We start from the raw sequence: 23,063 nt of genomic DNA, 5'->3' as shown, positions 1-23,063 counted from the left end.
TCGTCGGATTACCCGACCGCCGTCGGCTGAACCGCCCAAGATCAGGCCGCGGCCGCCTTCACCGCGGCCCCCACCTCCGCGCGCAGTTCCGCGTACTCCGGCGAGCGCCGCAACTCGTCGGGGTCGACGCCGGTGCGGGGGAGATCGACGGGGATGTCCAGGGCCACCTGTCCGGGGCGCCGGGTGAGCACCACGATGCGTGAGCCGAGGAACGCGGCCTCGTCGGCGCTGTGCGTGACGAACACCGTCGTGCGCCCGGTGTCGGCGCTGACCGCGCGGACGTCCTCCTGGAGCAGCTCACGTGTCAGGGCGTCGAGCGCGGCGAACGGTTCGTCGAGCAGAAACAGTGGCGTCTCGGCCGCCAGCGCCCTGGCGATCGCGACCCGTTGCTGCTGCCCGCCGCTGATCTCCCAGATCTTGCGGCCCGCCGTGCCTTCGAGCCCGACACGACGCAGCAGTTCGTCGCGCCGCTCGGCGCGACGCTCGCGCGGCACTCCGGCGTATCGCAGCGCCAGGTCGACGTTTCCGCCGACCGTGCGCCACGGGAACAGCCGCGGCTGCTGGAAGACGACGCCTGCGGTGACGCCCGGCGTCGGCGGGGCGCCCGCCACCCGGACCGAACCCTCGCTCGGCGCCTCGAACCCGGCGAGCAGCCGCAGAAGCGTGCTCTTCCCGCAGCCCGACGCCCCGACCAGAACCAGGAACGCCCCGGGTTCCACGGTGAGGTCGACGGGGCCGAGCGCGGTCACGGCGTCGCCGCCGCGGCCGTACCGGTGCGAGACGCCGCTGATCCGAATACCGTCGGTGTTCCGTTGCTGTGCAACGGTTTCGACGTCATGAAGTGAGGACACCCGGCAGACCCTTGGTGTAGAGCGCGGCCTGGAACGTCGACAGCGGTGCGGCCTCGGGAATCTGCTTCTGATCGGCCAGGAACTGTGATGCGCTCTGCAGGTTGACGGCGAGGTTGCCGGGCTCACCGTCGGAGCCGAGCCATTCGGCGGACGCGACTTCCTGCGGGGTCAGGTAGACCGTCTGCTTCAGCTGGCCGGCGACTTCGGCTGGGCTGAGGCCGATTTCGGCGGCGATGGCCTTGGCCGCGGCGTCGGGGTCGTTGTGGAGGATGTCGAGCGCGCGGGCCTGCTGCTGGCGCCAGGTGTCGACGACCTCGGGGTGTGCGCCCGCGAACTCGTCGGCGACCACGGCGAGGTCGAGCGTGGGCTTGCCCGCCGCGGCCAGCTGTCGGCTGGTGATGAGGTCCTTGCCGTTCTTTCGGAGTTGATCCAGCGTCGGCAGCCAGGAGTACCCGGCGTCGATGTCGCCACGGTCGAAGGCCGCCAGAATGGCCTGCGGCTGCAGGTCGACGAGCGCAACATCGTTGGCGGACAGGCCGTTCTGGGCCAGTGCGGCGAGCAGGCTGTAGTGCGCGGTGGAGGCGAACGGCGTGGCGACCCGCTTGCCCCGTAGCTCGGCGATGGTGTTCACTCCGCTGCCGTTGCGAGCCACCAGCGCCTCGTTGTCGCCGGCGACGTCGAGGACGAACGCGACCTTGTACGGGATGTTCAGCGGTGCGGACAGTCCGCGCGCAACCGGGCTCGAGCCCAGAGCACCGAAGTCGAGTTCGTTCGCGACGAACGCGGTGTTGACGTCGGCGCCGGAGTCGAACTTCGTCCACTTGATGTTGTAGTCGGGCAGCGCCTGTTCGAGCCAGCGGTTGTTCTTGACTATCAGGTCGCCGCTCGGGAACGTCTGGTAACCGATCCGGATCGTCGGCTTTCCGGCCGCCTGTCCGGACCTGTCCACCGAGCAGCCCGCCAGGACCAGTACGGCCGAGACCAGGGCTGCGACAAGGGCTTTGGTTCTCATACTTTTCATACCTTTCCGATCCAGGGCACACTGCGCCGTTCAGCGGCCCGAAGCAGGCCGTCGATCAGCAGGCCGGAGATGCCGATGGCGAAGATGCCGACCAGCACGACGGGGGTGTTGTTGTAGTTGCTCGCGTCCTTGACCAGGCCGCCGATGCCCGGGATCCCGTTGAACAGTTCGGCGGCGACCACCGACGAGTAGGCCATGCCCACCGCGAGCCGGATGCCGGTGAACGTCTCGGGTAACGCCGACGGCACGACGACGTCGCGGATCACGTCGCGCCGCGACGCGCCCAGCGCCCGCGCGGCTTCCTGCAGCCCGACCGGCGCGGCGAGCACGGCCGCGGTGGTGGCGACCGCGGCGGGCGGCAGGGCCGCCAGCGCGAGCAGCGTGATCTTCGGGGCCTCGTCGATGCCGAGCCAGATCACCAGCAGGAAGAAATACGCCAGCGGAGGCAGCGCGCGCAGGAACGTCAGCCACGGTTCGAGGACGCTGCGTACCCAGCCGATCGAACCCATCACCAGGCCGAGCAGCACACCCAGGGCCACCCCGATGACGACGCCGGCCAGCACCCGGCGCAACGTCATGTACAGGGGCTCCCACAACAGGTATCCCGCATAGCCGCGGACCCCGTCGTGGGTGGTGGAGATGTCGACGAACGCGCGCCACACCTCGCTCGGGTACGGCACGAACGTCGGATTCCAGACCCCGCTCGCGGCGGCAAGCTGCCAGACGGCGAGAAACACCAGCACCGACAACGCGGGCAGAACCGCACGGGTCAGCCGGCCGCGCCACCAGCGGGTGGGCGCGTCGACGGATGGCGTCCCGACGGCCGGCGCGTGGGGCGCGATGTCAACGAATACGGACACGGTCGGCGGCTTCCTGTGGCTGAAGTGAGGCGAGAAGGGTTCAGCGACAGCAGCAGTCGGCAGGCAGTGTCGCGCTCACCGGGTATTCGTACCGGGTTCTGACACGGCGGTGAACATCTGCGCTCAGCGCGAGCGAAACTGCGCGACGGTCAAGCCGCGCGCGGCAACGTGCGCAGCGCCGTACGGATCGCCAGATAGATCACCGACGAGGTGACCACGAAGATCGGCCAGCCCATCGCGACACGCGCCACGGCGAGCAGCCCCTCCCGGTCGGTGTCGTAGAGGTGGAACTGCACCAGGAAGCGCGACCACGATGCGGTGGCCATCACCGCGGTGGCGATGTCGAAGGCCAGGCGCACCCGCGGCACCCGCCGCCAGGTGCCGTCGCGTCCGGTGATCCACGCCCACACCACTCCCACCAGTGGCCGCCGCACCACCAGCGACGCCGTGAAGGCGATGGCCAGGCCCAGGTACATCCAGATGCCCGGAAGATAGAAGTCCTTGGCGCGGCCGGTGACCAATGCCACCAGCGCGCAGGCCGCCACACCGGCAAAACCGAACAGCGCCGGCCGTATCGAACCTCGTTGCAGCAGTTGCCAAACCGCCACGAGCGCCGCGGCGCCCACGGCGGCTCCGACGGCCACCGGCAGGCCGAGCGTCGGCGACGACACGGCGAACACCGCGACCGGCAGCGCGGAGTAGATCAGCCCGCGGACCCCACCCGCACGGGCCAGCCACACTTCGACCGGCGAACGTCCCTCCGTCACCCGCCCGAGCTTACGGCCCGCCGCTGGACTACAGCGCCTTCAGTTCCTCGATCACCGACGTGACCGACTTCTTGGCGTCACCGAACAGCATGGAGGTTTGGTCGAGGAAGAACAGCGGGTTCTCGATGCCGGCGTAGCCCGCGTTCATCGACCGCTTGAGCACGATCACCGACCGCGACTCGTCGACGTTGAGAATCGGCATGCCGTGAATGGGGCTCGACGGGTCATTGCGCGCGGCCGGATTGGTGACGTCGTTGGCGCCGATGACCAAGGTGACGTCCGTGCGGCCGAATTCGCCGTTGATGTCGTCCATCTCCTTCATCGAGTCGTACTCGACGTCGGCCTCGGCGAGCAGCACGTTCATGTGCCCCGGCATGCGGCCCGCGACGGGATGGATGGCGTACTTCACCTCGACGCCTTTGCTTTCCAGCAGGTCGGCCATCTCCTTAACGGTGTGCTGGGCCTGCGCGACAGCCAGCCCGTAGCCGGGGACGACGATCACCTGGTTGGCATACGCCATCTGGATCGCCGCGTCGGCGGCCGAGGTGGCCTTGACGGTGCCCTGGTCGCCGCCCGGCCCCGCCGCCGACTCGGCACCGCCGCCGAAGGAACCGAACACGATCGCCGGGATCGACCGGTTCATCGCCACGGCCATCAGGTTGGTCAGGATCGAACCCGAGGCGCCGACGATCATGCCCGCGACGATCATCGCGGTGTTGTCCAGCGCCAGACCCGCGGCGGCCGCCGACAATCCGGTCAGCGCGTTGAGCAGGGAGATGACGACCGGCATGTCCGCGCCGCCGATCGGGAACACCACGAAAAGGCCCATCAGGCCGGCGAACACGAGCACCAGCGCGATCGTCCACCCCGGGCTGCCGGTACCGGCGTTGAGCCCGATGTAGATGGCAGCGGCGGTCGCACCGAGCAGCAGCAGCACGTTGGCGGCCTGAAACAGCTTCGCGGAGGCGACAAGTCGCTTCTCGACGTTCTTGGGGATCGACTCCTGCAGTTTGAGGAACGCGACCAGTGAACCCCAGAACGAGACCGACCCGATGATCGCGGCCAGCAGTGACCCCGCCACCAGCGCCACCGTCGGATGCTGGTCGGGCGTGAAATGCGCGAAGCCGTCGGTCTCGATGAACTCCGCCCACGCGATCAACGCCACGGTGCCACCACCGACGCCGTTGAACAGCGCCACCAGCTGCGGCATCGCGGTCATCTTGGTCTTCTTGGCCGGTGGCACACCGAGAATCACGCCGAGCGCCAGACCGGCGGCGATCAACACCCAGTTGATCGGCGCGGTGTCGCGCACCTTGATCAGCGTCGCGATCACGGCGATGGCCATACCGGTGGCGGCGATCCAGTTGCCGCGCACCGCGGTCTTGGGCCCGGTCAGCCCGGACAGGCCGAGGATGAACAGCGAGAACGCGACGATATAGAGGACCGTGACGAGATAGTTCACTTGTCAGCCGCCTCAACAGCTTTGGGCTCGGCATTCGGGGCGGGCCTCCGCCCCTTGAACATCCCGAGCATCCGGTCGGTGACCAGAAAGCCGCCGATCACGTTGAGCGTGCCGAAGATCAGCGCCACGAACGCGATCGTCCGCACACCCCAGTGCGCGTCCGCGGGCAGATCGCCCAGCACGATCAGCGCTCCGAGCACCACGATGCCGTGGATGGCGTTGGTGCCCGACATCAACGGTGTGTGCAAGGTGTTGGGCACCTTGGAGATCACGGCGAACCCGACGAACCCGGCGAGCACCAGGATCGCGAGGTTGGCCAGCAGATTGTCGTACATCAGTTCTCTCCCCGGGTGACGCAGGAGGCCGCCACCACCTCGTCATCGAAATCGGGTGCGAGCTGGCCGTCGCTGATCAGAAGGTCCAGCAGCGAGGTCAGGTTCTTGGAATACAGCTCGCTGGCGTGTTCGGGCATGGTCGCCGGAAGGTTCAGCGGTGAGGCGATCGTGACGCCGTGGCGGACCACGGTCTGCCCCGGTTCGGTCAGCTCGCAGTTGCCGCCGGTCTCACCGGCGAGGTCGACGACGACGCTGCCCGGCTTCATGCCCTCGACCGCCGCGGCGGTCACCAGTCGGGGCGCCGGCCTGCCGGGCACCAGGGCGGTGGTGATCACGACGTCGAAGCCGGTGATCGCCCGCTCGAGTTCCTTCTGCTGTTGTGCGCGTTCCTCGTCGGACAGTTCGCGGGCGTAGCCGCCCTCGCCGGCGGCCTCGATACCCAGCTCCAGCCACTGCGCACCGACCGAGCGGACCTGATCGGCCACCTCTGGGCGCACGTCGTAGCCGGTGGTGCGCGCGCCGAGGCGCTTGGCGGTGGCCAGCGCCTGCAGACCGGCCACGCCCACGCCGAGCACGAGCACCGACGACGGCTTCACCGTGCCGGCGGCCGTGGTGAGCATCGGGAAGAACCGCGTCGACTCGGAGGCCGCCAGCAGCACGGCCTTGTAGCCGGCGACGTTGGCCTGCGACGACAGCGCGTCCATCACCTGGGCGCGCGAGATGCGCGGGATCGCCTCGACGGCGAAGGCCTGCACGCCCGCGGCCTTCAATGCGGAGATCTGGTTGTCGTCGTTGCGCGGGGCGAGGAAGCCGATCAAGGTCTGCCCGCTCGCGAGCCTGGCGACCTCTTCGGCGGTCGGCGGCGCGACCTTGACCACGACGTCGGCGGCCCACGCGTCCCCGATCGTGGCGCCCGCACCGGTGTAGAGGTCGTCGGGCAGCAGGGCCCGCTCGCCCGCGCCGGATTCCACGACGACGGCGACGCCACTGTTCACCAGCGACGCGACGGCCTTCGGCACCAGCGCGACGCGGCGCTCGTCGGCTCCCGACTCGCGCACCACCCCCACCGTTGGGACCGCCCGCCCGGTGGCGACATCGGCATGCGTCTGCTCTGTCATGACGGAACACCTTAACCGCTACCGCTGGTCACATCTAAATCGGTACGGCCCGTCGCGAATTTCCACCGGCACGGCGCACCGGAAACGCCGCCCGCGCGAACTAGCATCCCGAAGGTGCCGGATGACTCGAAGGTGCAGGACGCCTCGACGGTGCCAGGAGGCCCAGCGCCGAGGTCCCGCAGTCGCAGACGCGCCCGGCTGAACGACATCGCCACGGTGCTGATCATCCTGGTCGTCTACATCGCATCGCTGGTCGGTTATCACTATCTCTCCGGCGAGCCCGTGTCCCTGGGGCCTCCGGATCTCGGCACCAGTGAGGACAACATCGTCCAGGTCACCCTGTCGGAGCTGCACACGGTCGCCAACGAGGTCGACGTCAAGGTCGTCGTCTTCCCGTCCGACGACCACATGAACAACGACCTCAACGTGGTCAACACCGATATCGCGGTGCGGCTGTTCATCAACGAGGTCAACATCGACATCCAGGACCTGCAGACCCCGAAGGGCCAGCTGCCCGCCGAGATCAGCGCCACGGTGTCGGCGAAGGGCGACCCGGACAAGTGGCCGTTCGACTCGTACACGGTCGGCGCCCTGGGAGCCGATGTGCTCATCGGAGGCGGCGACGACCGCACGTTCGAGCCCGCACGGGTGGTGGTGACCGGCGGCCTCGACGGGTGGGACATCACCAGCACGCGCAGCGGACCGGCCACCCAATCCGCCCGCGACGGCGACTACGAGACGGTGACGTTGAAGCGGGCGAAGGGACCGCTCGCCTTCGACGTCGGCCTGTGCCTGGTGTTGATCACCCTGCCCGCGCTGGCTCTCTTCGTGTCGATCGAGATGCTGCGCGGGCGGCGCAACTTCCTGCCGCCGTTCGGCACGTGGTACGCGGCATCGCTGTTCGCGATCATTCCGATCCGCAACTTCATGCCCGGCGCCCCGCCACCCGGCGCGTGGATCGATCAGGTCCTGGTGTTGTGGGTTCTGCTCGCGCTGACCGGCGCGATGGTGCTGTACTTCACCGCCTGGTGGAGACGCAGCGACTGACGTCGCATCGGCCCGTGGAAGGGGCCCGCCTATCGTTGTGTCGACCCGCACAACCAGGAGGCCATCGGATGGCTGTCGACCGGCTGCTGCCCACCCCGGACGCTGAAGATCTCATCGCGCTGACCCGCGACGTCGCCGACAAGGTGCTCGACCCCATCGTCGACGACCACGAGAAGGCCGAGCGCTATCCCGACGGTGTGATGGCCCAACTGGGTGCGGCCGGACTGTTGAGCCTGCCTCAGCCCGAGGAGTGGGGTGGCGGCGGACAGCCGTACGAGGTCTATCTGCAGGTGCTCGAGGAACTGGCGGCGCGGTGGGCGGCCGTCGCGGTGGCCGTCAGCGTGCACAGCCTGTCGTCGCATCCGTTGTTGACCTTCGGAACCGACGAGCAGAGGCGTCGCTGGCTGCCCGGCATGCTGTCGGGCGAGCAGATCGGCGCCTACAGCCTCTCGGAACCGCAGGCGGGTTCGGACGCCGCGGCGCTGCGCTGCGCTGCTGCCAAAGCCGCGGACGGGTATGTCCTCAACGGCTCCAAATCGTGGATCACCCACGGCGGACGTGCGGACTTCTACACGTTGTTCGCGCGGACGGGCGAAGGCTCGAAGGGCATTTCGTGCTTCCTGGTTCCCGGTGACGTGCCCGGGCTCAGCTTCGGCAAGCCCGAGGAGAAGATGGGGCTGCACGCGATCCCGACCACCTCGGCGTTCTACTCCGACGCCCACATCGATGCCGAACGGCTGATCGGCGCCGAGGGCCAGGGCCTGCAGATCGCCTTCTCCGCACTGGATTCCGGACGGTTGGGCATCGCCGCGGTCGCCACCGGCTTGGCCCAGGCCGCGCTCGACGAGGCCGTCGCCTTCGCCAACGAGCGAACGACGTTCGGGCGCAGGATCATCGACCATCAGGGCCTGGGGTTCCTGTTGGCCGACATGGCCGCCGCGGTCGCCAGTGCGCGGGCGACGTACCTGGACGCGGCGCGGCGACGCGACCAGGGCCGGCCGTACTCACAGCAGGCCAGCGTCGCGAAGTTGATCGCCACCGACGCCGCGATGAAGGTGACCACCGACGCGGTGCAGGTGTTCGGCGGTGCCGGTTACACCCGCGACTACCGCGTCGAGCGGTACATGCGCGAAGCGAAGATCACCCAGATCTTCGAGGGCACCAACCAGATTCAGCGCCTCGTCATCTCGCGCGGTCTCACGTCCTGACCTCAGTCCGGGTCGCCGAGGGACGGTTCCGGCGGCGACGTGACCGTGACCTGCGTGCCGTAGCCCTCCTCCGAACTCACCTGCAGCGACCCGCCCATGGCGTCGAACCGGGCCAGCAGTGAACCCAGGCCGATATGACCGTCGGCGACGTACTGCTCGATGATCGCCGGGTCGAATCCGCTGCCGTCGTCGGCGACCGTCAGCACGACCCGGTCCCCTCGGCGCGTCAGGCCTACCCGCACCGTCGTCGCGTCGGCGTGCTTGTGGATGTTGGCCAGCAGTTCGCGGGCCGCCCGGTAGAGCAACTGCTGCGATTCCGGCTTCCCGACGTCGTCGAGGTCCGCCTCGATCTCGTAGTGGCCCCGAGACTCGTGCTGTCGCAACAGCTCTCGGAGTGCCGGCGTCAGGCCGAGTTGGGCCAGCACCTGAGGGTGCAGTTGGGTCACCGTCGAGCGCAGCGCCGCGGCGGTCTGCTGCAACGCGTCGCGAACCGCCTCCAGCGCGGGATCGTCGTTGTTCTCCTGCAGTTCGTCGAGGTCGAGTCGCGCGGCGAGCAGAGTCTGCAGCGGTCCGTCGTGCAGGTTCTCGGCGACCTCTCGGTTGTGACGCTCGTCGGCCTGCATCGCCTCGGAAACCAGTTGGCGCCGCACCGCCTGCAGCTTCGCCACCCGGGCCTGGCGACGGACCAGCACGACGCACAGTGCGGTCATCGCCACCGCGCCCCACAGCAGGAAGCCGAAGTGGGTGTAGACGACATTCGGCAACCCGACCGAGTCGTCGCGTTTCGAGTACACCACCCACGCCCCGAGATAGGCCGTGGCCGTGCCGATTCCGAGCAGCGCGGTCAGCATCGGCCGGTCCTGGAACGCCACCGCGATGGGCAACAGGAAGAAGACGGGGAGCAGCGCGGCGGTGGCACCACCCGACACCAGGCACAGCACCAGGATCATCAGGACGTCGACGCCGGTGGAGGCCCAGTCTCCCCACCGGGGCACCGGGCCGCGCAGCACGGCGACAAGCCACAACACGGCCGCGACCGCCCACGACCCGAGCACGACCGCGTACAGCTCCGGGAGCCAGTGGTCGACCTCCCAGATCACCACCAGCGCCCCGATCAGCGCGAGCAGCGGCAGCCGCAGGACCGCCGAGACACGCACGGGCTCCGCGGCGAAGAAGCTCGCGATCCGGTCCACCACGACGGAATCAGTCCAGCAGCTTGCGGCGCATCGCCTCGGCGACGGCAGCGCCGCGGTCGTTGACGCCGAGTTTCTCGTAGAGCCGCTGCACGTGGGTCTTCACCGTCGACGGCGCCAGGAACAGCTGCTTGGCCATCGCCGGGATGCTGGTCCCGGACGCGATCAGCCGAAGCACCTCGCGTTCCCTCGGGCTCAGGGTCGGGCCGTTGGATTCGGAGCGCTTGCGGATCTCACCGGCCAGGCCGGCGGCCAGGCTCGGCGCGACGACATCTCGGCCCTTGGCGCAGTCGAGCACCGCGTTGACGAGTTCGGCTCGAGTGGATTCCTTGGGAAGGAATCCCGCCGCGCCGTTCTGCAGTGCCTGATAGACGATCGCGGACTCGTCGTGCGCGGAGATGAGCAGCACCCGGGTGGGCAGTTCGTCCCGTACGACGGCGGCCGCCACCTCGGCCCCGTCCATGCCGGGCATCCGGTAGTCCAGCAGGGCCACCTGCGGGGAATGCGAGCGGATCGCTTCGAGCGCGGCCACGCCGTCGTCTGCCTCGGCCACCACCTCGATCTGGCCGCTGGAGACCAGCGCGCGGACCACCCCGTCGCGAAACATCGGATGGTCGTCACCCACCACCACCCGGACCTTGTCACCGGTCGTGCCGCTCACCACGGGTGTCAGCTTGGCATAGCGGGGCGGCCGCTTCCCCTATTTGGGGGACATGAGGTTCATCCCGTGCGACCGCCGGTCGCCCGACATACAGCGGGCTCGCGCTGCAGCACGCTTGAGTCATCGCCGGAACAACCCGGTGGTCAACACAAACCAAAGAGAATCAAAGGAGATTCACATGACCACCAACACCAATCGCCGCATCGCCCGTTTCGTCGCGCTGCCGGTCCTCGCAGCCGGAATCCTCGGCGGCGCACTCGGTTTCGCCGGAGCCGCCAGCGCCGGCACCTACTCCCCCGACAACACACCGCGGCCGGGCATCGTGGCGACCCCCGACGTCCACGCTCCGTCGGTTCAGTCGGGCACGCACGGCCACCGCATCGATCACATCGAGTTCGAACAGCCGGGTTACCGCCGCTGACCCGAGACAACACGAGCGGGGGGCACCGATCGGTGCCCCCCGCTTTCGTGTGTTCGTCAGACCGAGGTCAGTACCTCGGCGGTCTGCAGGGCCTGGCCCACGCCGGAGACGATCGAGGCCAGTCGGATCGCCTCGAAGATCACCGTGCGCGACACGTCAGCATCGCGCAGGGTCTTCTCGTGTGCTGCGACGCAGTGGCCGCATCCGTTGATCGCCGAAACCGCCAGCGACCACAGCTCGAAATCCTCCTTGGCGACACCGGGATTGCCGATGATGTTCATCCGCAGCCCTGCCCGCAGGTCGTCATAGGCGCCGTCGAGCTGGCCCTTGGTGCGGTAGAAGACGTTGTTCATCCCCATGATCGCGGCCGCTCCGAGGGCGGCGTTGTAGGCCTCCTGGCTCAGGATGTCCAGGGCGTCCTCGGCGATCTCGCGCAGTAGCCGCTCGTTCTTGGTCGCCGCGGCGGTCGCCACCAGGGCGCCCCACAGCTGCTCTTCGGAGAGTTCCGTGGTCTTGACGATGCTGCCGAAGTTCAGCTTCAGATCCTTGGCGTACTCCGGAAGGGCTTCCTTGATGTTGTCGATGCTCATGGTCACACCGCCTCTGCCAGCAGCTCGGCCGGCTTGATCGTGGGATCGCCCTTCTTCCAGTTGCAGGCGCACAGCTCGTCGGACTGCAGGGCGTCGAGCACCCGCAGCACCTCGTCGACGTTGCGGCCCACGGACCCGGCCGTCACCGACACGAACTGGATCTCGTTGTTCGGGTCGATGATGAACGTCGCCCGGTCGGCGACGCCGTCGGCGTTGAGCACACCGGTCGCCAGCGACAACTCGCGCTTGAGGTCCGAAGCCATCGGGAACGGCAGCTTCTTGAGGTCCTCGTGCTGGGCGCGCCACTGGAAGTGGACGAACTCGTTGTCCACCGACACGCCGATGACCTTCGCGTCGCGGTCCTCGAAGTCGTCGTTGAGTTTGCCGAACGTGGCGATCTCCGTCGGACACACGAAGGTGAAGTCCTTCGGCCAGAAGAAGACGATCCGCCACTTGCCCTCGTGGTCCTCACTGGTCACACGGGTGAAATAGTCGTCGGGCTGCTTGGCATCGACCTCGGAGAGGTCACCGCCGACCACCGCCGCCATGTCGTACCTGGGGAACTGGTCACCGATTGTCAACAATGCCATCGCGAGCACCATCCTTATCGCTTAGTTTGGATTCAGTCCAGATTACGTAGTCGATACTCGGCCTTTCTCGATGCAAAGGCAAGCTAAACGAACGTGATTGTGGCCACACCCACGCTGTGAAATGGGTTCGCTCTCAGCGTATTTCGCCACACGACGAGAAGAGGTGTCGCAGAGCGCGCGACTCGTCGCGGCCGCGGCGTTGCTACGGTCGATGGATGTCGAACATCTCCGAGAACGACCGCATCGAGGACGTCGCACCCGGCGACATCGTCCTCGTCGACCGCGGCGCCGAACCCGTCCCGTGCAAGGTCGTGCACAAGGACATCAACGACGGCACCGCGGTCATCACCTACGAACTCGACGACGGTACGACCTTCCAGGTCGATTACGCCCCGGGCACCCGGGTGACCCGCAGCCTGGAGGCCAAGTGGGAGTCCGGGCAAAGCCCGACGCAGCACAAACCCCTCTGAGGAGGTGACATATCGTGGCGGGCATGGACTTCGCGATGTCGGCCAAAGCCCAGGACTACCACCAGCGCCTGAGCGAATTCATGACGGAATTCGTCTTCCCCGCCGAGGCCGAGTACCACCGCTACCGCGAAGAGGCCGGCCCGAAGGACCACACCGTCCCGCCGATCGTCGAGGACCTCAAGAAGCTCGCCAAAGACCGCGGCCTGTGGAACCTGTTCCTGCCCGCCGAGTCCGGCCTGACCAACCTCGAATACGCGCAGCTGGCCGAGCTGACCGGCTGGAGCATGGAGATCGCGCCCGAGGCCACCAACTGCGCGGCCCCCGACACCGGCAACATGGAGACGCTGCACCTGTTCGCCAACGAGCAGCAGCGCAAGCAGTGGCTCGAACCGCTTCTGGCCGGCGAGATCCGTAGCGCGTTTGCGATGACCGAACCCGCGGTCGCCTCCAGCGATGCCCGCAACATCGAGACAACGATGCTGCGCGACGGGGACGACTACGTCATCAACGGTCGCAAGTGGTGGATCACCGGCGCGGCCGACCCGCGCTGCAAGATCATGATCGTGATGGGCCGAACCAACCCGGACGCGGCCAGCCACCAGCAGCAGTCGATGATCCTCGTGCCCACCGACACCCCCGGCGTCGACATCCAGCGTTCGCTTCCGGTGTTCGGCTGGCAGGACCAGCACGGGCATTGCGAGATCGTCTTCGACAACGCGCGGGTGCCCGCCGAGAACCTGCTCCACGAAGAGGGCAGCGGGTTCGCGATCGCCCAGGCCCGGCTCGGTCCCGGCCGGATCCACCACTGCATGCGCGCGATCGGCGCCGCCGAGCGGGCGCTGGCGCTGATGGTCGACCGGGTGCAGCAGCGCGTGGCGTTCGGCAAGCCGCTGTCCGAGCAGGGTGTCGTGCGCGAGTCGATCGCCAAGTCGCGCAACCAGATCGACCAGGCGCGCCTGCTGTGCCACAAGGCGGCGTGGACCATCGACCAGCAGGGCAACAAGAGCAAGGACGCGCAGGTGCTGGTCGCTCAGATCAAGGCGGTCGCCCCACAGATGGCGTGCGATGTCATCGACCGCGCCATCCAGGTGCACGGCGGCATGGGAATCTGCGACGACGTGCCCCTGGCGCGGCTGTACGCCTGGCACCGTGCGATGCGGCTGTTCGACGGACCGGACGAGGTGCACATGCGGACCATCGCCCGCGCCGAACTGGGCAGGGAGAAAAGCGCTTTCGCCACGGCGGCGAGCCGCCAATCAGCTGCAGCGGCGAGCCAATCAGGTCCCGCGGTGACCGGAGGGACCGCATAGGTGGCGGGCAACCCCGACGCCCTGTCCGGGGCGTGGAACTTCCGCGACATCTCCGAGGAGACCGGCATCCGGCAGGGACGCTTCTTCCGGTCCAGTGAGCTGAGCGGTCTGGACGATGCGGGCCAGGAGTTGTTGCGCCGCTTGAACATCACCGACGTCGCCGACCTGCGCTCGGAGCGCGAGGTCGAGCGGCGCGGACCGGGCCGCGTACCCGACGGCGTCGCGATCCACCGGCTGCCGTTTCACGAGCTGGCCAAGCCCGGCGCCGAGGCCCCGCACGAGCAGAGCTTCCAGCGGATGATGACCGAGAAACCGGACGACGAAGACGTGGCGGTGGCCGCGCGCCGGTTCATGACCGAGGAGTACCAGAAGTTCCCGACGTTGCCCGGTGCTCACCTGGCCGTGCGCCAGGTCATCTCGATGCTCGCCGGGCAGCGCCCGGTGATCGCGCACTGCTTCGCGGGTAAGGACCGCACCGGCTTCACGGTCGCGACGGTGCTCGAGGCCGTGGGTGTGCGGCGCGACGCCATCGTGGCCGACTTCCTGCGCAGCAACGAGGCGGTGCCGCGGCTGCGCGACAGCATCCTCGAGTCCATCCGCAACCGGTCGGAGGACACCACCGACGAGATCGTCACCTTCGCCGAGGCGCGGCTCACCGAGGAGGTGCTCGGCGTGCGCGAGGACTATCTGGAAACCGCGCGGCGTTCGATCGTCGAGAACTACGGCTCGGTGCGCGGCTACCTCGAAGCCGCCGGCGTCAGCGACGACGAGGTGGTACGGCTGCGCGCCGTCCTGCTCGGCTGAAACCCCGTCAGGCCCCGCCCTTTTCGGCCTCGTACTTCTGATTCATGTGCTCGATCGCGGACAGCTGCGTCTGGGCGAGCTCCTGGCGTACATCGCGGGCGCGCGCCGCGGCGTCGAGCGTCGGCTGGGCCTGACCCTGGAAGTGCGGTATGACCTCGGCGGCGAACAGTTCGGCCGAGCGCCTGGTGGCGGCGGGATTGGCCCACTCGTGTCCCATCTGGAGCATGCACCCGAACCCGCCGGACTGGTCCCACAGTCGCTGCACCTGGGCGCGGGCCTGCTCGGGGGTGCCGATCACGCCGGCGCCGGCGCCGTTGATGATGTCGACGACCTCGTCGATGTTCTCGCCGGGCACCTCCATCTGCGGGAACGCCGCGACCTTCTGGAAGTAGCGGTACCAGTGTTCGATGCCGAAGCGGACGTCGGCGCGTGCCTGCTCCTCGGTCTCGGCGATGTGCATGGGGCACACCAGCGACCAGTTGCGGCGGTCGACCGTGGTGCCGAACGCCGCCGCCCGCTCCTCGGCGATCCCCCAGTGATGCGCGAGCGCGTCGAATCCCTCGACGACGAGCGTCGCGCCGATCGACAACAGGCCGATGCCGTGCTTGCCCGCCAGCCGCGCACCGGTCGGCGAGGCCACCGCGGCGACGGCCAGCGGGATGCCGTCCTCGGCATAGGGCGCCAGTTGCAGCCTGGCGGCGTGCAGTTCGTGGGTGGCGGTCTTGGCCGAGACCGTCTCGCCCTTGAGCAACCGCACCACGATGTCGAGGTTGGTCTCCAGGAGTTCGCGGGTGTCGGTGGGCGTCAGCCCGATCATCGCCGAGTCGGTGGGCAGCGAGCCGGGCCCCATGCCGCCGATGATGCGCCCGTGCGTGAGGTGGTCGAGCAGCATCAGCCGGTCGGCCGCCCACAGCGGGTTGTGGTAGGCCAGCGAGATGACGCCGGTGCCGAACCGGATCCGCTTGGCGCGCTGCGCGGCCGCCGCGATGAACACCTCCGGTGAGCTGATGATCTCGCTTCCCGCCGAATGGTGTTCGCCGATCCACGCCTCGTCGAAACCCAGTGCGTCGAGATGCTCGATGAGCTCCAGATCGCGCTGCAGTGCCAGCGTCGGATTGGTGCCGGCGCGGTGGAACGGTGCGATGAAGTATCCGAAACGCAGCTTGGCCATGCCTGCAAGCTACTGCGTCAGGTACACCCCGATGACCCAAACGACGGTGGCGAGCAGCGCTCCGGCCATTTCGACGCCGACCGACAACGCGACACCCTTGAGCGCGTGCTTGGTCGACGCCCACGCCACGCGCCGGTCGTGCCGGTTTGCCAGTTCGGCGAGGTAGATCCCCAGCACGAAGCCGATCGGCAGGCCGAGAACAGGGATCACGAAGAAACCGACGACGCCGAGCGCCCCACCTGCGATCAGGCTCAGGGTGCGCACATCGGCTTCGCGCATCCGCCGCACCGGCCACGTGTACTTGATCAGTGCCGCGGCCCCGAGCAGCACGGTCGCCACGGCCAGCGTCACCCACGCGGTGGGCTCCCGCTCGACGACGGCCCACACCGCGATGGCCCCGAAGATCAGCAGGGTTCCGGGCAGCAGCGGCACCACGATGCCGACGATGCCGACCGCGATGGCCAACGCGACAAGCACGATCCCGCCGGTGGTCATGCGTTGAATCTACGGGCGCTGCGCCCGCACCCATTGCATGTTGCCGATGGTCTTGGTGCGCACACGCTCGAATCCGCGTTGCTCGAACAGGTCGCCCAGTTCGTCTTCGGCGAAGAAGCGCGCCCCGCCGTGCGACAGCCATCGCAGCGGCGGGGGCACGTTGCCGACCGTGGGCACCATGATCGCGATCCGGCCGCCGGGCCGCAGCACCCGGTGCATCTCGGCCACCGCCGCGGCGGGCTCGGGGATGAGTTGCACCACCGCCAGCGACGTCACCGCGTCGAAGCACTCGGCGCGGAACGGCAGCCGCTGCGCGTCGGCTCGCAGGAACCCGACGTTGGGCCCGGCTTGCGCGCTCACCGCGCGCGCCAGCATCGGTTTCGAGATGTCGATCCCCAGCGCCAAGCCTTCCGGTCCGGCCGCGCGGGCCAGCGACGCGGTCACGTTGCCGGGGCCGCTTCCGATGTCGAGCGCAACACCACCGTTCGGGATGTCGAGCCACTCGATCGGCAACTGCCACATGCTCAAGAATCTGCGGGCGAACGCCTGGGAGTAGTCGTAGAACATTGACCCGGGACCCGACGCCCACACGGCCTGGATCAGACCCTTGTTCTCGGGCGGCGCCTGGGCCGGGGATACCGCGTCGTCGAGCACGTCCAGATAGCCGTCTCGCAGATCGAGGCGCGCCGGCGGTTCGGCGAAGAGTTCGACCGCCCGGCGCAGCGCGGGCGGAAGCGAAGTCGTATCGGTCACTCCCCCACGCTACCCCTGCGATTTGTGAGTGATTTCGTTCGCTCAGCGATCGTTTTCACGCACAAATCGCCCGGCGGTCACGCTCCGAGCTGGTCGGCCAGGTCCACGAAATCGGTTGCCATGACGTCGAATTCCCCCTCGGCGATCTTCGATGGACGTCGCCTGCCCGCGCCGTACTCCAGCGGCCGATCCACGTAGGCGGTCATCAGGCCCGCACGCTTGGCACCGCGCAGGTCGCTGGCGTGCGCGGCCACCAGCATCAGCTCGGCGGGCGCGACGTCGAGCAGTTCGGCGCACCCGAGATAAGCCTCGGGATCGGGCTTGTAGTGGCGGAACAGCTCGGCGGAGATCACGCAGTCCCACGGCAGTCCGGCCCGCTTGGCCATGTTCGTCAGCAGTGAGACGTTGCCGTTGGACAGCGTCGTGATGAGGTAGCGCGCCTTCAAGCGGGTGAGCCCGCCGACGGCGTCGGGCCACGGGTCGAGGCGGTGCCAGGCCCGGTTGAGGTGGTCGACGGCGGCGTCCTCGACGTCGGTGATGCCCGCCGCGGCGAGCAGCTCGACGAGGATCATGCGGTGCAATCCGTCGATGTTGGTCCACGGCAGCTCACCGCGGCGCACGCGGTCCATCGCGGGCGGATAGCCGGCCCGCCAGTCGTCGGCGAACCCCGCCCAGTCCCGTTGCACGCCATGGGCGCGACCGAACTCCTCGAGCTCCCGGATGATGCTCGAGCGCCAGTCGACCACCGTGCCGAACGTGTCGAACGCCAATGCGCGCGGCGCCATTACGGCTCCAGCACGACCTTGCCCAGCACGGCGCCGTCCGCCAGCGCCTGCAACGCGTCGGCGCCCTTCGACAGCGGGTAGCGCACGGGCGGCGGCGGGCGCAGTCCCGCCTTGACGAGCTGCGCGACACCGAACTCGAACAGCGACTGCGAACCCGGCTTGCGGTTCACGTATTCGCCGTAGCCCACGCCGATCACCGCGACATTGCGCAGTAGCAGCCGGTTCACCTTCACCGTCGGGATCCCACCCGCGGCGAAGCCGATCACCAGCAGCCTGCCTTCCACCGAGAGCGCGCGGATCGCATCGTCGAACGCGTCACCGCCGATCGGGTCGACCACCAGGTCCACGCCGCGGCCGCCGGTCGCCTCCTGTACCGCCTTCAACCAGCCGTCGGTCAACGGCAGTACGACGTCGGCGCCCAGAGACTCGACGAACTCGACGGCGTGCGGCCGATGCACCATCGCAATCACCCTGGCGCCCAACGCCTTCGCGACCTGGATGCTCGCCACCCCTATGCCGCCCGCCGATCCGAGCACCAGCACCGTCTCGCCCGGCCGCAACGCGCCGCGCTTGGCCAGCGCGAAGTACATCGTCTGGTAGTTGCCCAGCAGCGCAACGGCTTGTGCGTCGTCGAGATCTTCCGGTGTGGGCCTGACGCTCTCGGGCACCACCGCCACCCGCTCGGCCCACCCACCGAGCATCGAAAGCGCGGTTACGCGTTGGCCGGGTTTGAACTCCGACTCGTACGGCGCCGAGCGCACCACCCCGGCGACCTCCATGCCGGGGATGAACGGCGGGTCGAGCCGCAGCTGGTATTCGCCGCGAAGCAGTAACAGGTCGGGAAAGCTGACCCCGGCCGCACCGACGTCGACGACCACGACATCCTCGCCGCCGACATCGTCGACATCGGTGTAGGCCAGCCCAGCCGGTCCGGTGAGTTTTTGCGCGACAAGCGCTTTCATTGAACTCAGCCGAGGCTGAAGGTGGCCCGCTGCGCCGCCGACAGATCGGTGATCTCGCCCCACTTCGCGGCGATGTCCTCGACCGAGGGCACCTCGGAGAAGGTGATGCCCTCGTTCTGGAACAGCGCGGTGCGCTGCACCTTGCCACCGCCGACGATGAACACCGAAGCTGTCTCCGGCAACTCCTCGGTCATCAGGTAGGCCACCACCGGTGCAACGTATTCGGGCGTCAGCTTCTCGAAGACCTCCGGCGGCAGGATGTCCTGAGTCATCCGGGTCGCGGCGATCGGCGCGACCGCGTTGGTCTTGATGTTGTACTTCGCGCCCTCCTGGGCCAACGTGTTGATCAGGCCGACGAGGCCGAGTTTGGCGGCGCCGTAGTTGGCCTGGCCGAAGTTGCCGAACAGGCCACTGGTCGAGGTGGCCACGACGACGCGACCGAAGTTGTTCTCCCGGAAATGCGGCCAGGCGGCGCGGATCACGTTGTAGCCGCCGTACAGGTGGACCTTGAGCACGGCGTCCCAGTTCTCGAACGTCATCTTGTGGAATGTGCCGTCGCGCAGGATGCCCGCGTTGGAGACGACGCCGTCGATCTTGCCGAACTCGTCGAGCGCGGTCTTGATGATGTTCTCGGCGCCCTCGGTTTCGGCCACCGAGTCGTAGTTGGCCACGGCCCGGCCGCCGGCGTCCTTGATCTCCGCGACGACCTGGTCGGCCATGTTGTGGCCGGCGCCGGTGCCGTCACGTGCACCACCGAGGTCGTTGACGACGACGCTGGCGCCCTCCTTGGCGAGCGTCAACGCGTATTCACGCCCCAGTCCGCCTCCGGCACCGGTGACGACGATGACGCGATCCTGCACTCCTGGCATGGGATTCCTCTCCTGCTGTGCTTGTCCCCGGGGCGCTGCGCGCCTCCCCCTAGAAGAGCTTCTTGGCGAGCTTTAGCGCCTTCTCTGTATACGGGGGATAGATGAACGCGCCGACGTCGGGTCGGGTCGGCTTGGTCATCACGGTCTTCTTGTGACTGAACTGCTCGAAGCCGTACCTGCCGTGGTAGGCGCCCATGCCCGACGGGCCGACGCCGCCGAACGGCAGCTTGTTGGTGGCGAAGTGGAACAGCAGGTGGTTGACCACCATGCCGCCGGCCGGCACCTCCTTGATCACCCGTTCCCGGATGCTCTTGGTCTTGGTGAACAGGTAGGCCGCCAGCGGCTTGGGCCGCGAGTTCACGAAACTGATTGCGTCGTCGAGGGATTGGACAGTCACGACGGGCAGGATCGGGCCGAAGATCTCGTCGGTCATCAACGGTTCCGCGGGGTCGGGATCGACGACGACGGTCGGCTGGATGCTGATCTTCGATGCGTCCGAACCGCCGCCGATCACCACCTCACCCTTGGTGGCGGCCAGCGCGTCGGTCAGCCGGCCGAAGTGTCGTTCGTTGACGATGCGCTTGCCGTCGGGGTTCTCGGACTCGAACGTCGTCACCGCCTCTTTGATCTTGTCGACCAGCTTGTCGCGGATCTTGGCGTCGGCCAGAACGTAGTCGGGCGCGATGCAGATCTGCCCGGAGTTGATCAGCTTGGTCCAGGCGATGCGCTTGGCCGCGACGTCGATGTCCGCGTCGGCGGACACGATCACTGGGCTCTTGCCGCCGAGTTCGAGCGTGACCGGCGTCAGGTGCGGTGCGGCGCCCTCGTAGACCTTGCGGCCGATCTCGGTGCCGCCGGTGAAGCAGATGTGGTCGAAGCCCTGCGAGATGAGCTCCTGGCTGACCGAGCCGTCGCCCTCGATCACCGCGATCGCGTCGGAGTCGAGGTAGCGCGGTACCAGTTCGGCCATCAGCGCCGACGACGCCGGGCAGACCTCCGACGGCTTGAGCACCACGGTGTTACCGGCCGCGATCGCCCCGATCGCCGGGCCCAGCGTCAGCACGAACGGGAAGTTCCACGCGCCGATGACAAGGACCGTGCCGAACGGCTCGTATTCGACCCAGCCCCGGCCGGGCAGCTGCGACATCTCCAGCAGCCGATAGCGGCGGCGGGTCCACTTCTTGAGGTTCTTCGCGGCGTCCTTGGCCTCGCCCGCGGTGCTGGCGATGTCGGCCAGCCACGCCTCGAAGCGGTTGCGGCCCAGATCCTGTTCGAGTGCGGCGGCGATGGCCTCCTCATTCTCGACGGCGAGGCGTTCGATCGCCTTGAGCTGCTGTCTGCGCCACTCGATGTCCCGGGTGCGTCCGGTCTTGAAGGTCTCGCGCAGACGGCGGACGACGCTGGGAATGTCTTCGGTGGCTTGTGCCGGCGTGGCGATATCGGTGGTCATGGGGAGTCCTTCCTGACCCGAGGAATGCCCCGATCCTAACCAAGCGGTCGGGCCGCCCAGAAGGCCTCTCTCACTCCGTGTACGCGGCCCCCTCACAAGCGGCCAGCGACCGTGTTTGTCCCTCGACACGCCGCGAAACAGCGTACAAGCGCGGTCGCTCGCGCGAGTTTCGGTGCCCGACGCGCCGGTAGCTCAGACCTTGTACGCGACGACGAACTCCGAAAACCCGTCGTCGTTCGTGTATTCCTCGGGAAGCACCCACCGGTCCAGCCGGCGCATCTCTTGTTGTGAGGTCACCGCGGTCGAGCGCCAGCCGTGCGCGTCGAGCCACGCGGAGACGTCCGCGCGGTCGGGGTCGTTGTACATCAGCTCCGCGACGTCGACGGATTCCTCCATGCCCAGCTGCGCCCGCACCCGCTCGAAACGTTCCCGCATCTGCTCGCGCCGCTCCTCGGCCTGCACCCCGACCGTCTCCACCGAGACGCGGCTACCCGGCGCGCTGAGCGCGGTGATCTGCTCGAAGAGCCGGTCCTGGGCATCGGCGGGCAGGTACATCAGCAGACCCTCGGCCAGCCACGCGGTCGGGGAATCGGGGTCCAGACCCGCCTCGCGCAGCGCGGTCGGCCAGTCTTGGCGCAGGTCGACGGCCACCGCGACGCGCTTGGCGGTCGGTAACGCGCCCTCCTCGGCCAGCCGGGCGGCTTTGTATTCGAGCACCTTGGGCTGGTCGATCTCGTAGACGGTCGTACCCGCCGGCCACTGCAAGCGATACGCGCGGGAATCGAGGCCCGAGGCCAGGATGACGACCTGCCGGATACCCGCCTCGCCCGCATCGGCGAAGTAGGCGTCGAAGAAGTGGGTCCGCACCGCCTGGTAGTTGCCCATGTGCTCGAAGATCGCGGCGACGTCTTCGTCCGCCTGGGCCACCTTGACGCGGGTCTGCGGGTCGATCATGACGTCCCAGACACCGTCCCCTGCACCGGCGACCAGCACCTTCGCGAAGGGATCGCGGATCAGCGCATCGTCGCGGTCGGTCTCGGCAGCGCGCGCGGAGGCCACCATCACAGCGGTGGTGCCCACGCTGGTGGCGATGTCCCAGGTGTCGTCTTCAGTGCGCAGCGAACTCATCGACCGCCATGGTAGCCGAAGAACTTAGGCAGGCTATCGAGCTGTGCGGCAGGTCACGCCGCTGTCAGGGCTGCAGGCGCCACAGGTTGTTCGACATCAGTAGCTCGAACTGGCGCACCACCGCTTTGAGCTCGTCGTGGCTGCCGACGAAGCCGGCGTAGAAGCCCATACCCCACATCACCGCGACCAGCATCTCCACGAGCGAGTCGACCTCGGTGTCGGTGGTGAGCTCGCCGCGTGCGATCGCGTCTCTGACGGCCCAGGCCACGAATTCGCGCGAGTGCCTGAGCGAGTCGTGTTCCTCGTCGCTGAGCTCCGGGTGGCGCTGGGCCTCGAGCACCGAAGTCACCAAAAACGCTGCAGCCGAACGGTCTTCGGAGTCGGCCTGCATCGCCGCCGTAAAGTACGCGGACAACCTGGCGAGCAGTTTGGTTTCGTCCTGCGCGCGCGCTTTCCCCGCGCCGGCGATCGCTGCGTTCGTCTGCTGCACGACTTCGCGCCAGAGAACCTGCTTATTGGCGAAATAGTGGTTGATCGCGGGACGCGTCAGATCCGCGCGAATGGCGATCGCCTGGAAGGTCGCTGCGTCGTATCCGAGTTCGCTGAAAACCTCGCGCGCTGCTCCTATGATGCGCTCACGCGTCTCGGCAGCCTTCGCTGCGGGGGGACGACCCGGACCTCTACTCGCCGTATGCGGCACGGTCAAATTGTGCCACACGTCACTTACCCGTTCAGGCATCAG

The 23,063-nt window shown here is 68.0% G+C and carries 26 protein-coding genes; 6 read left to right on the top strand and 20 right to left on the bottom strand.

The genetic code is table 11. The features are described from left to right. Window positions 1-41 precede the first annotated feature (41 nt). The 7 genes from AU197_RS03270 to AU197_RS03240 form a co-directional block, all read right to left on the bottom strand. Complete coding sequence (locus AU197_RS03270) at window positions 42-851, bottom strand: ABC transporter ATP-binding protein (protein WP_064401088.1); 810 nt, start codon at window positions 849-851, stop codon at window positions 42-44. Beyond that, window positions 835-1,863, bottom strand: a complete 1,029-nt coding sequence (locus AU197_RS03265) for a taurine ABC transporter substrate-binding protein (RefSeq protein ID WP_064401087.1) — start codon at window positions 1,861-1,863, stop codon at window positions 835-837. Before AU197_RS03265 ends, AU197_RS03270 begins: the two co-directional genes overlap by 17 nt. A gap of 5 nt (window positions 1,864-1,868) precedes the next feature. After that, the gene (locus tag AU197_RS03260) at window positions 1,869-2,732 is read right to left on the bottom strand and encodes an ABC transporter permease (protein ID WP_064401086.1); all 864 of its coding nucleotides are present in this window, start codon (window positions 2,730-2,732) and stop codon (window positions 1,869-1,871) included. Between the two features lie 149 nt (window positions 2,733-2,881). Beyond that, a complete protein-coding gene (locus tag AU197_RS03255) occupies window positions 2,882-3,499 on the bottom strand; it encodes a DUF3159 domain-containing protein (protein ID WP_064401085.1) in 618 nt (205 codons plus the stop codon). 28 nt (window positions 3,500-3,527) lie between these two features. Then, window positions 3,528-4,961, bottom strand: coding sequence for an NAD(P)(+) transhydrogenase (Re/Si-specific) subunit beta (locus tag AU197_RS03250; RefSeq protein WP_064401084.1), 1,434 nt, complete (start codon window positions 4,959-4,961; stop codon window positions 3,528-3,530). Next, window positions 4,958-5,296, bottom strand: coding sequence for an NAD(P) transhydrogenase subunit alpha part 2 (locus AU197_RS03245; RefSeq protein WP_064401083.1), 339 nt, complete (start codon window positions 5,294-5,296; stop codon window positions 4,958-4,960). Before AU197_RS03245 ends, AU197_RS03250 begins: the two co-directional genes overlap by 4 nt. Beyond that, window positions 5,296-6,414, bottom strand: coding sequence for a Re/Si-specific NAD(P)(+) transhydrogenase subunit alpha (locus tag AU197_RS03240; protein ID WP_064401082.1), 1,119 nt, complete (start codon window positions 6,412-6,414; stop codon window positions 5,296-5,298). Before AU197_RS03240 ends, AU197_RS03245 begins: the two co-directional genes overlap by 1 nt. A 114-nt stretch (window positions 6,415-6,528) precedes the next feature. On the opposite strand from AU197_RS03240, the gene AU197_RS03235 reads away from it, so the two are divergent. Together AU197_RS03235 and AU197_RS03230 are read left to right on the top strand one after the other, a co-directional pair. Further along, window positions 6,529-7,461 carry a DUF4436 domain-containing protein gene (locus tag AU197_RS03235; RefSeq protein ID WP_231744805.1) on the top strand — a complete coding sequence of 311 codons (933 nt, stop codon included), beginning with the start codon at window positions 6,529-6,531 and terminating at the stop codon, window positions 7,459-7,461. A gap of 68 nt (window positions 7,462-7,529) precedes the next feature. Beyond that, complete coding sequence (locus tag AU197_RS03230; protein WP_064401081.1) at window positions 7,530-8,669, top strand: acyl-CoA dehydrogenase family protein; 1,140 nt, start codon at window positions 7,530-7,532, stop codon at window positions 8,667-8,669. Window positions 8,670-8,671: 2 nt separating this feature from the next. On the opposite strand, the gene AU197_RS03225 is transcribed toward AU197_RS03230, so the two are convergent. Together AU197_RS03225 and AU197_RS03220 are read right to left on the bottom strand one after the other, a co-directional pair. Then, window positions 8,672-9,865 carry a sensor histidine kinase gene (locus AU197_RS03225; RefSeq protein WP_064401080.1) on the bottom strand — a complete coding sequence of 398 codons (1,194 nt, stop codon included), beginning with the start codon at window positions 9,863-9,865 and terminating at the stop codon, window positions 8,672-8,674. A gap of 7 nt (window positions 9,866-9,872) precedes the next feature. Beyond that, a complete protein-coding gene (locus AU197_RS03220; protein WP_286145548.1) occupies window positions 9,873-10,523 on the bottom strand; it encodes a response regulator in 651 nt (216 codons plus the stop codon). 178 nt (window positions 10,524-10,701) lie between these two features. Here AU197_RS03220 and AU197_RS03215 point away from each other — a divergent pair, with 178 nt between their 5' ends. Next, window positions 10,702-10,944, top strand: a complete 243-nt coding sequence (locus tag AU197_RS03215) for a hypothetical protein (protein ID WP_064401079.1) — start codon at window positions 10,702-10,704, stop codon at window positions 10,942-10,944. A 56-nt stretch (window positions 10,945-11,000) separates the two neighbouring features. On the opposite strand, the gene ahpD is transcribed toward AU197_RS03215, so the two are convergent. Then, entirely contained in the window at window positions 11,001-11,534 is a 534-nt protein-coding gene (gene ahpD, locus AU197_RS03210) for an alkyl hydroperoxide reductase AhpD (protein ID WP_064401078.1), read from the bottom strand. Between the two features lie 2 nt (window positions 11,535-11,536). Further along, a complete protein-coding gene (locus AU197_RS03205) occupies window positions 11,537-12,124 on the bottom strand; it encodes a peroxiredoxin (protein WP_064394629.1) in 588 nt (195 codons plus the stop codon). Between the two features lie 215 nt (window positions 12,125-12,339). On the opposite strand from AU197_RS03205, the gene AU197_RS03200 reads away from it, so the two are divergent. From AU197_RS03200 to AU197_RS03190, 3 genes are read left to right on the top strand one after another with little or no spacing between them, the layout of a single operon-like run. Further along, window positions 12,340-12,594 carry a hypothetical protein gene (locus AU197_RS03200; protein ID WP_064401077.1) on the top strand — a complete coding sequence of 85 codons (255 nt, stop codon included), beginning with the start codon at window positions 12,340-12,342 and terminating at the stop codon, window positions 12,592-12,594. Between the two features lie 35 nt (window positions 12,595-12,629). After that, window positions 12,630-13,904, top strand: a complete 1,275-nt coding sequence (locus AU197_RS03195; RefSeq protein ID WP_197415450.1) for an acyl-CoA dehydrogenase family protein — start codon at window positions 12,630-12,632, stop codon at window positions 13,902-13,904. After that, window positions 13,905-14,708, top strand: a complete 804-nt coding sequence (locus tag AU197_RS03190; protein ID WP_064401075.1) for a tyrosine-protein phosphatase — start codon at window positions 13,905-13,907, stop codon at window positions 14,706-14,708. It abuts the gene before it with no gap. A 7-nt stretch (window positions 14,709-14,715) separates the two neighbouring features. Here AU197_RS03190 and AU197_RS03185 read toward each other — a convergent pair whose 3' ends face one another. The 9 genes from AU197_RS03185 to AU197_RS03145 all read right to left on the bottom strand — a co-directional run bounded on the left by AU197_RS03185 (window position 14,716) and on the right by AU197_RS03145 (window position 23,021). Continuing rightward, the gene (locus tag AU197_RS03185) at window positions 14,716-15,879 is read right to left on the bottom strand and encodes an LLM class flavin-dependent oxidoreductase (protein ID WP_064401074.1); all 1,164 of its coding nucleotides are present in this window, start codon (window positions 15,877-15,879) and stop codon (window positions 14,716-14,718) included. Between the two features lie 9 nt (window positions 15,880-15,888). Continuing rightward, on the bottom strand, window positions 15,889-16,374 hold the full coding sequence (locus tag AU197_RS03180; protein ID WP_064401073.1) for a DUF456 domain-containing protein: 486 nt from the start codon (window positions 16,372-16,374) through the stop codon (window positions 15,889-15,891). A 9-nt stretch (window positions 16,375-16,383) separates the two neighbouring features. Next, on the bottom strand, window positions 16,384-17,127 hold the full coding sequence (locus AU197_RS03175; protein ID WP_064401072.1) for a methyltransferase domain-containing protein: 744 nt from the start codon (window positions 17,125-17,127) through the stop codon (window positions 16,384-16,386). 77 nt (window positions 17,128-17,204) lie between these two features. After that, window positions 17,205-17,912, bottom strand: a complete 708-nt coding sequence (locus AU197_RS03170; protein WP_064401071.1) for a haloacid dehalogenase type II — start codon at window positions 17,910-17,912, stop codon at window positions 17,205-17,207. Further along, window positions 17,912-18,874 carry an NADPH:quinone oxidoreductase family protein gene (locus tag AU197_RS03165; RefSeq protein ID WP_064401070.1) on the bottom strand — a complete coding sequence of 321 codons (963 nt, stop codon included), beginning with the start codon at window positions 18,872-18,874 and terminating at the stop codon, window positions 17,912-17,914. Before AU197_RS03165 ends, AU197_RS03170 begins: the two co-directional genes overlap by 1 nt. Before the next feature lie 5 nt (window positions 18,875-18,879). Further along, complete coding sequence (locus AU197_RS03160; protein WP_064401069.1) at window positions 18,880-19,743, bottom strand: SDR family oxidoreductase; 864 nt, start codon at window positions 19,741-19,743, stop codon at window positions 18,880-18,882. A 49-nt stretch (window positions 19,744-19,792) separates the two neighbouring features. Then, window positions 19,793-21,193 carry an aldehyde dehydrogenase family protein gene (locus tag AU197_RS03155; protein WP_064401067.1) on the bottom strand — a complete coding sequence of 467 codons (1,401 nt, stop codon included), beginning with the start codon at window positions 21,191-21,193 and terminating at the stop codon, window positions 19,793-19,795. A 192-nt stretch (window positions 21,194-21,385) separates the two neighbouring features. Next, window positions 21,386-22,321, bottom strand: a complete 936-nt coding sequence (locus AU197_RS03150) for a class I SAM-dependent methyltransferase (RefSeq protein WP_064401056.1) — start codon at window positions 22,319-22,321, stop codon at window positions 21,386-21,388. A gap of 64 nt (window positions 22,322-22,385) precedes the next feature. After that, window positions 22,386-23,021: a TetR/AcrR family transcriptional regulator gene (locus AU197_RS03145; RefSeq protein WP_064401184.1), complete on the bottom strand. Its 636-nt coding sequence runs from the start codon at window positions 23,019-23,021 to the stop codon at window positions 22,386-22,388. Window positions 23,022-23,063 lie beyond the last annotated feature (42 nt).

This window comes from Mycobacterium sp. IS-1590, assembly GCF_001500025.1.
In the GTDB taxonomy this organism is placed as follows: Bacteria; Actinomycetota; Actinomycetes; order Mycobacteriales; family Mycobacteriaceae; genus Mycobacterium.
The sequence above is the reverse complement of the archived record's forward strand: the minus strand, read 5'-3'. Positions and strand labels throughout refer to the sequence as shown.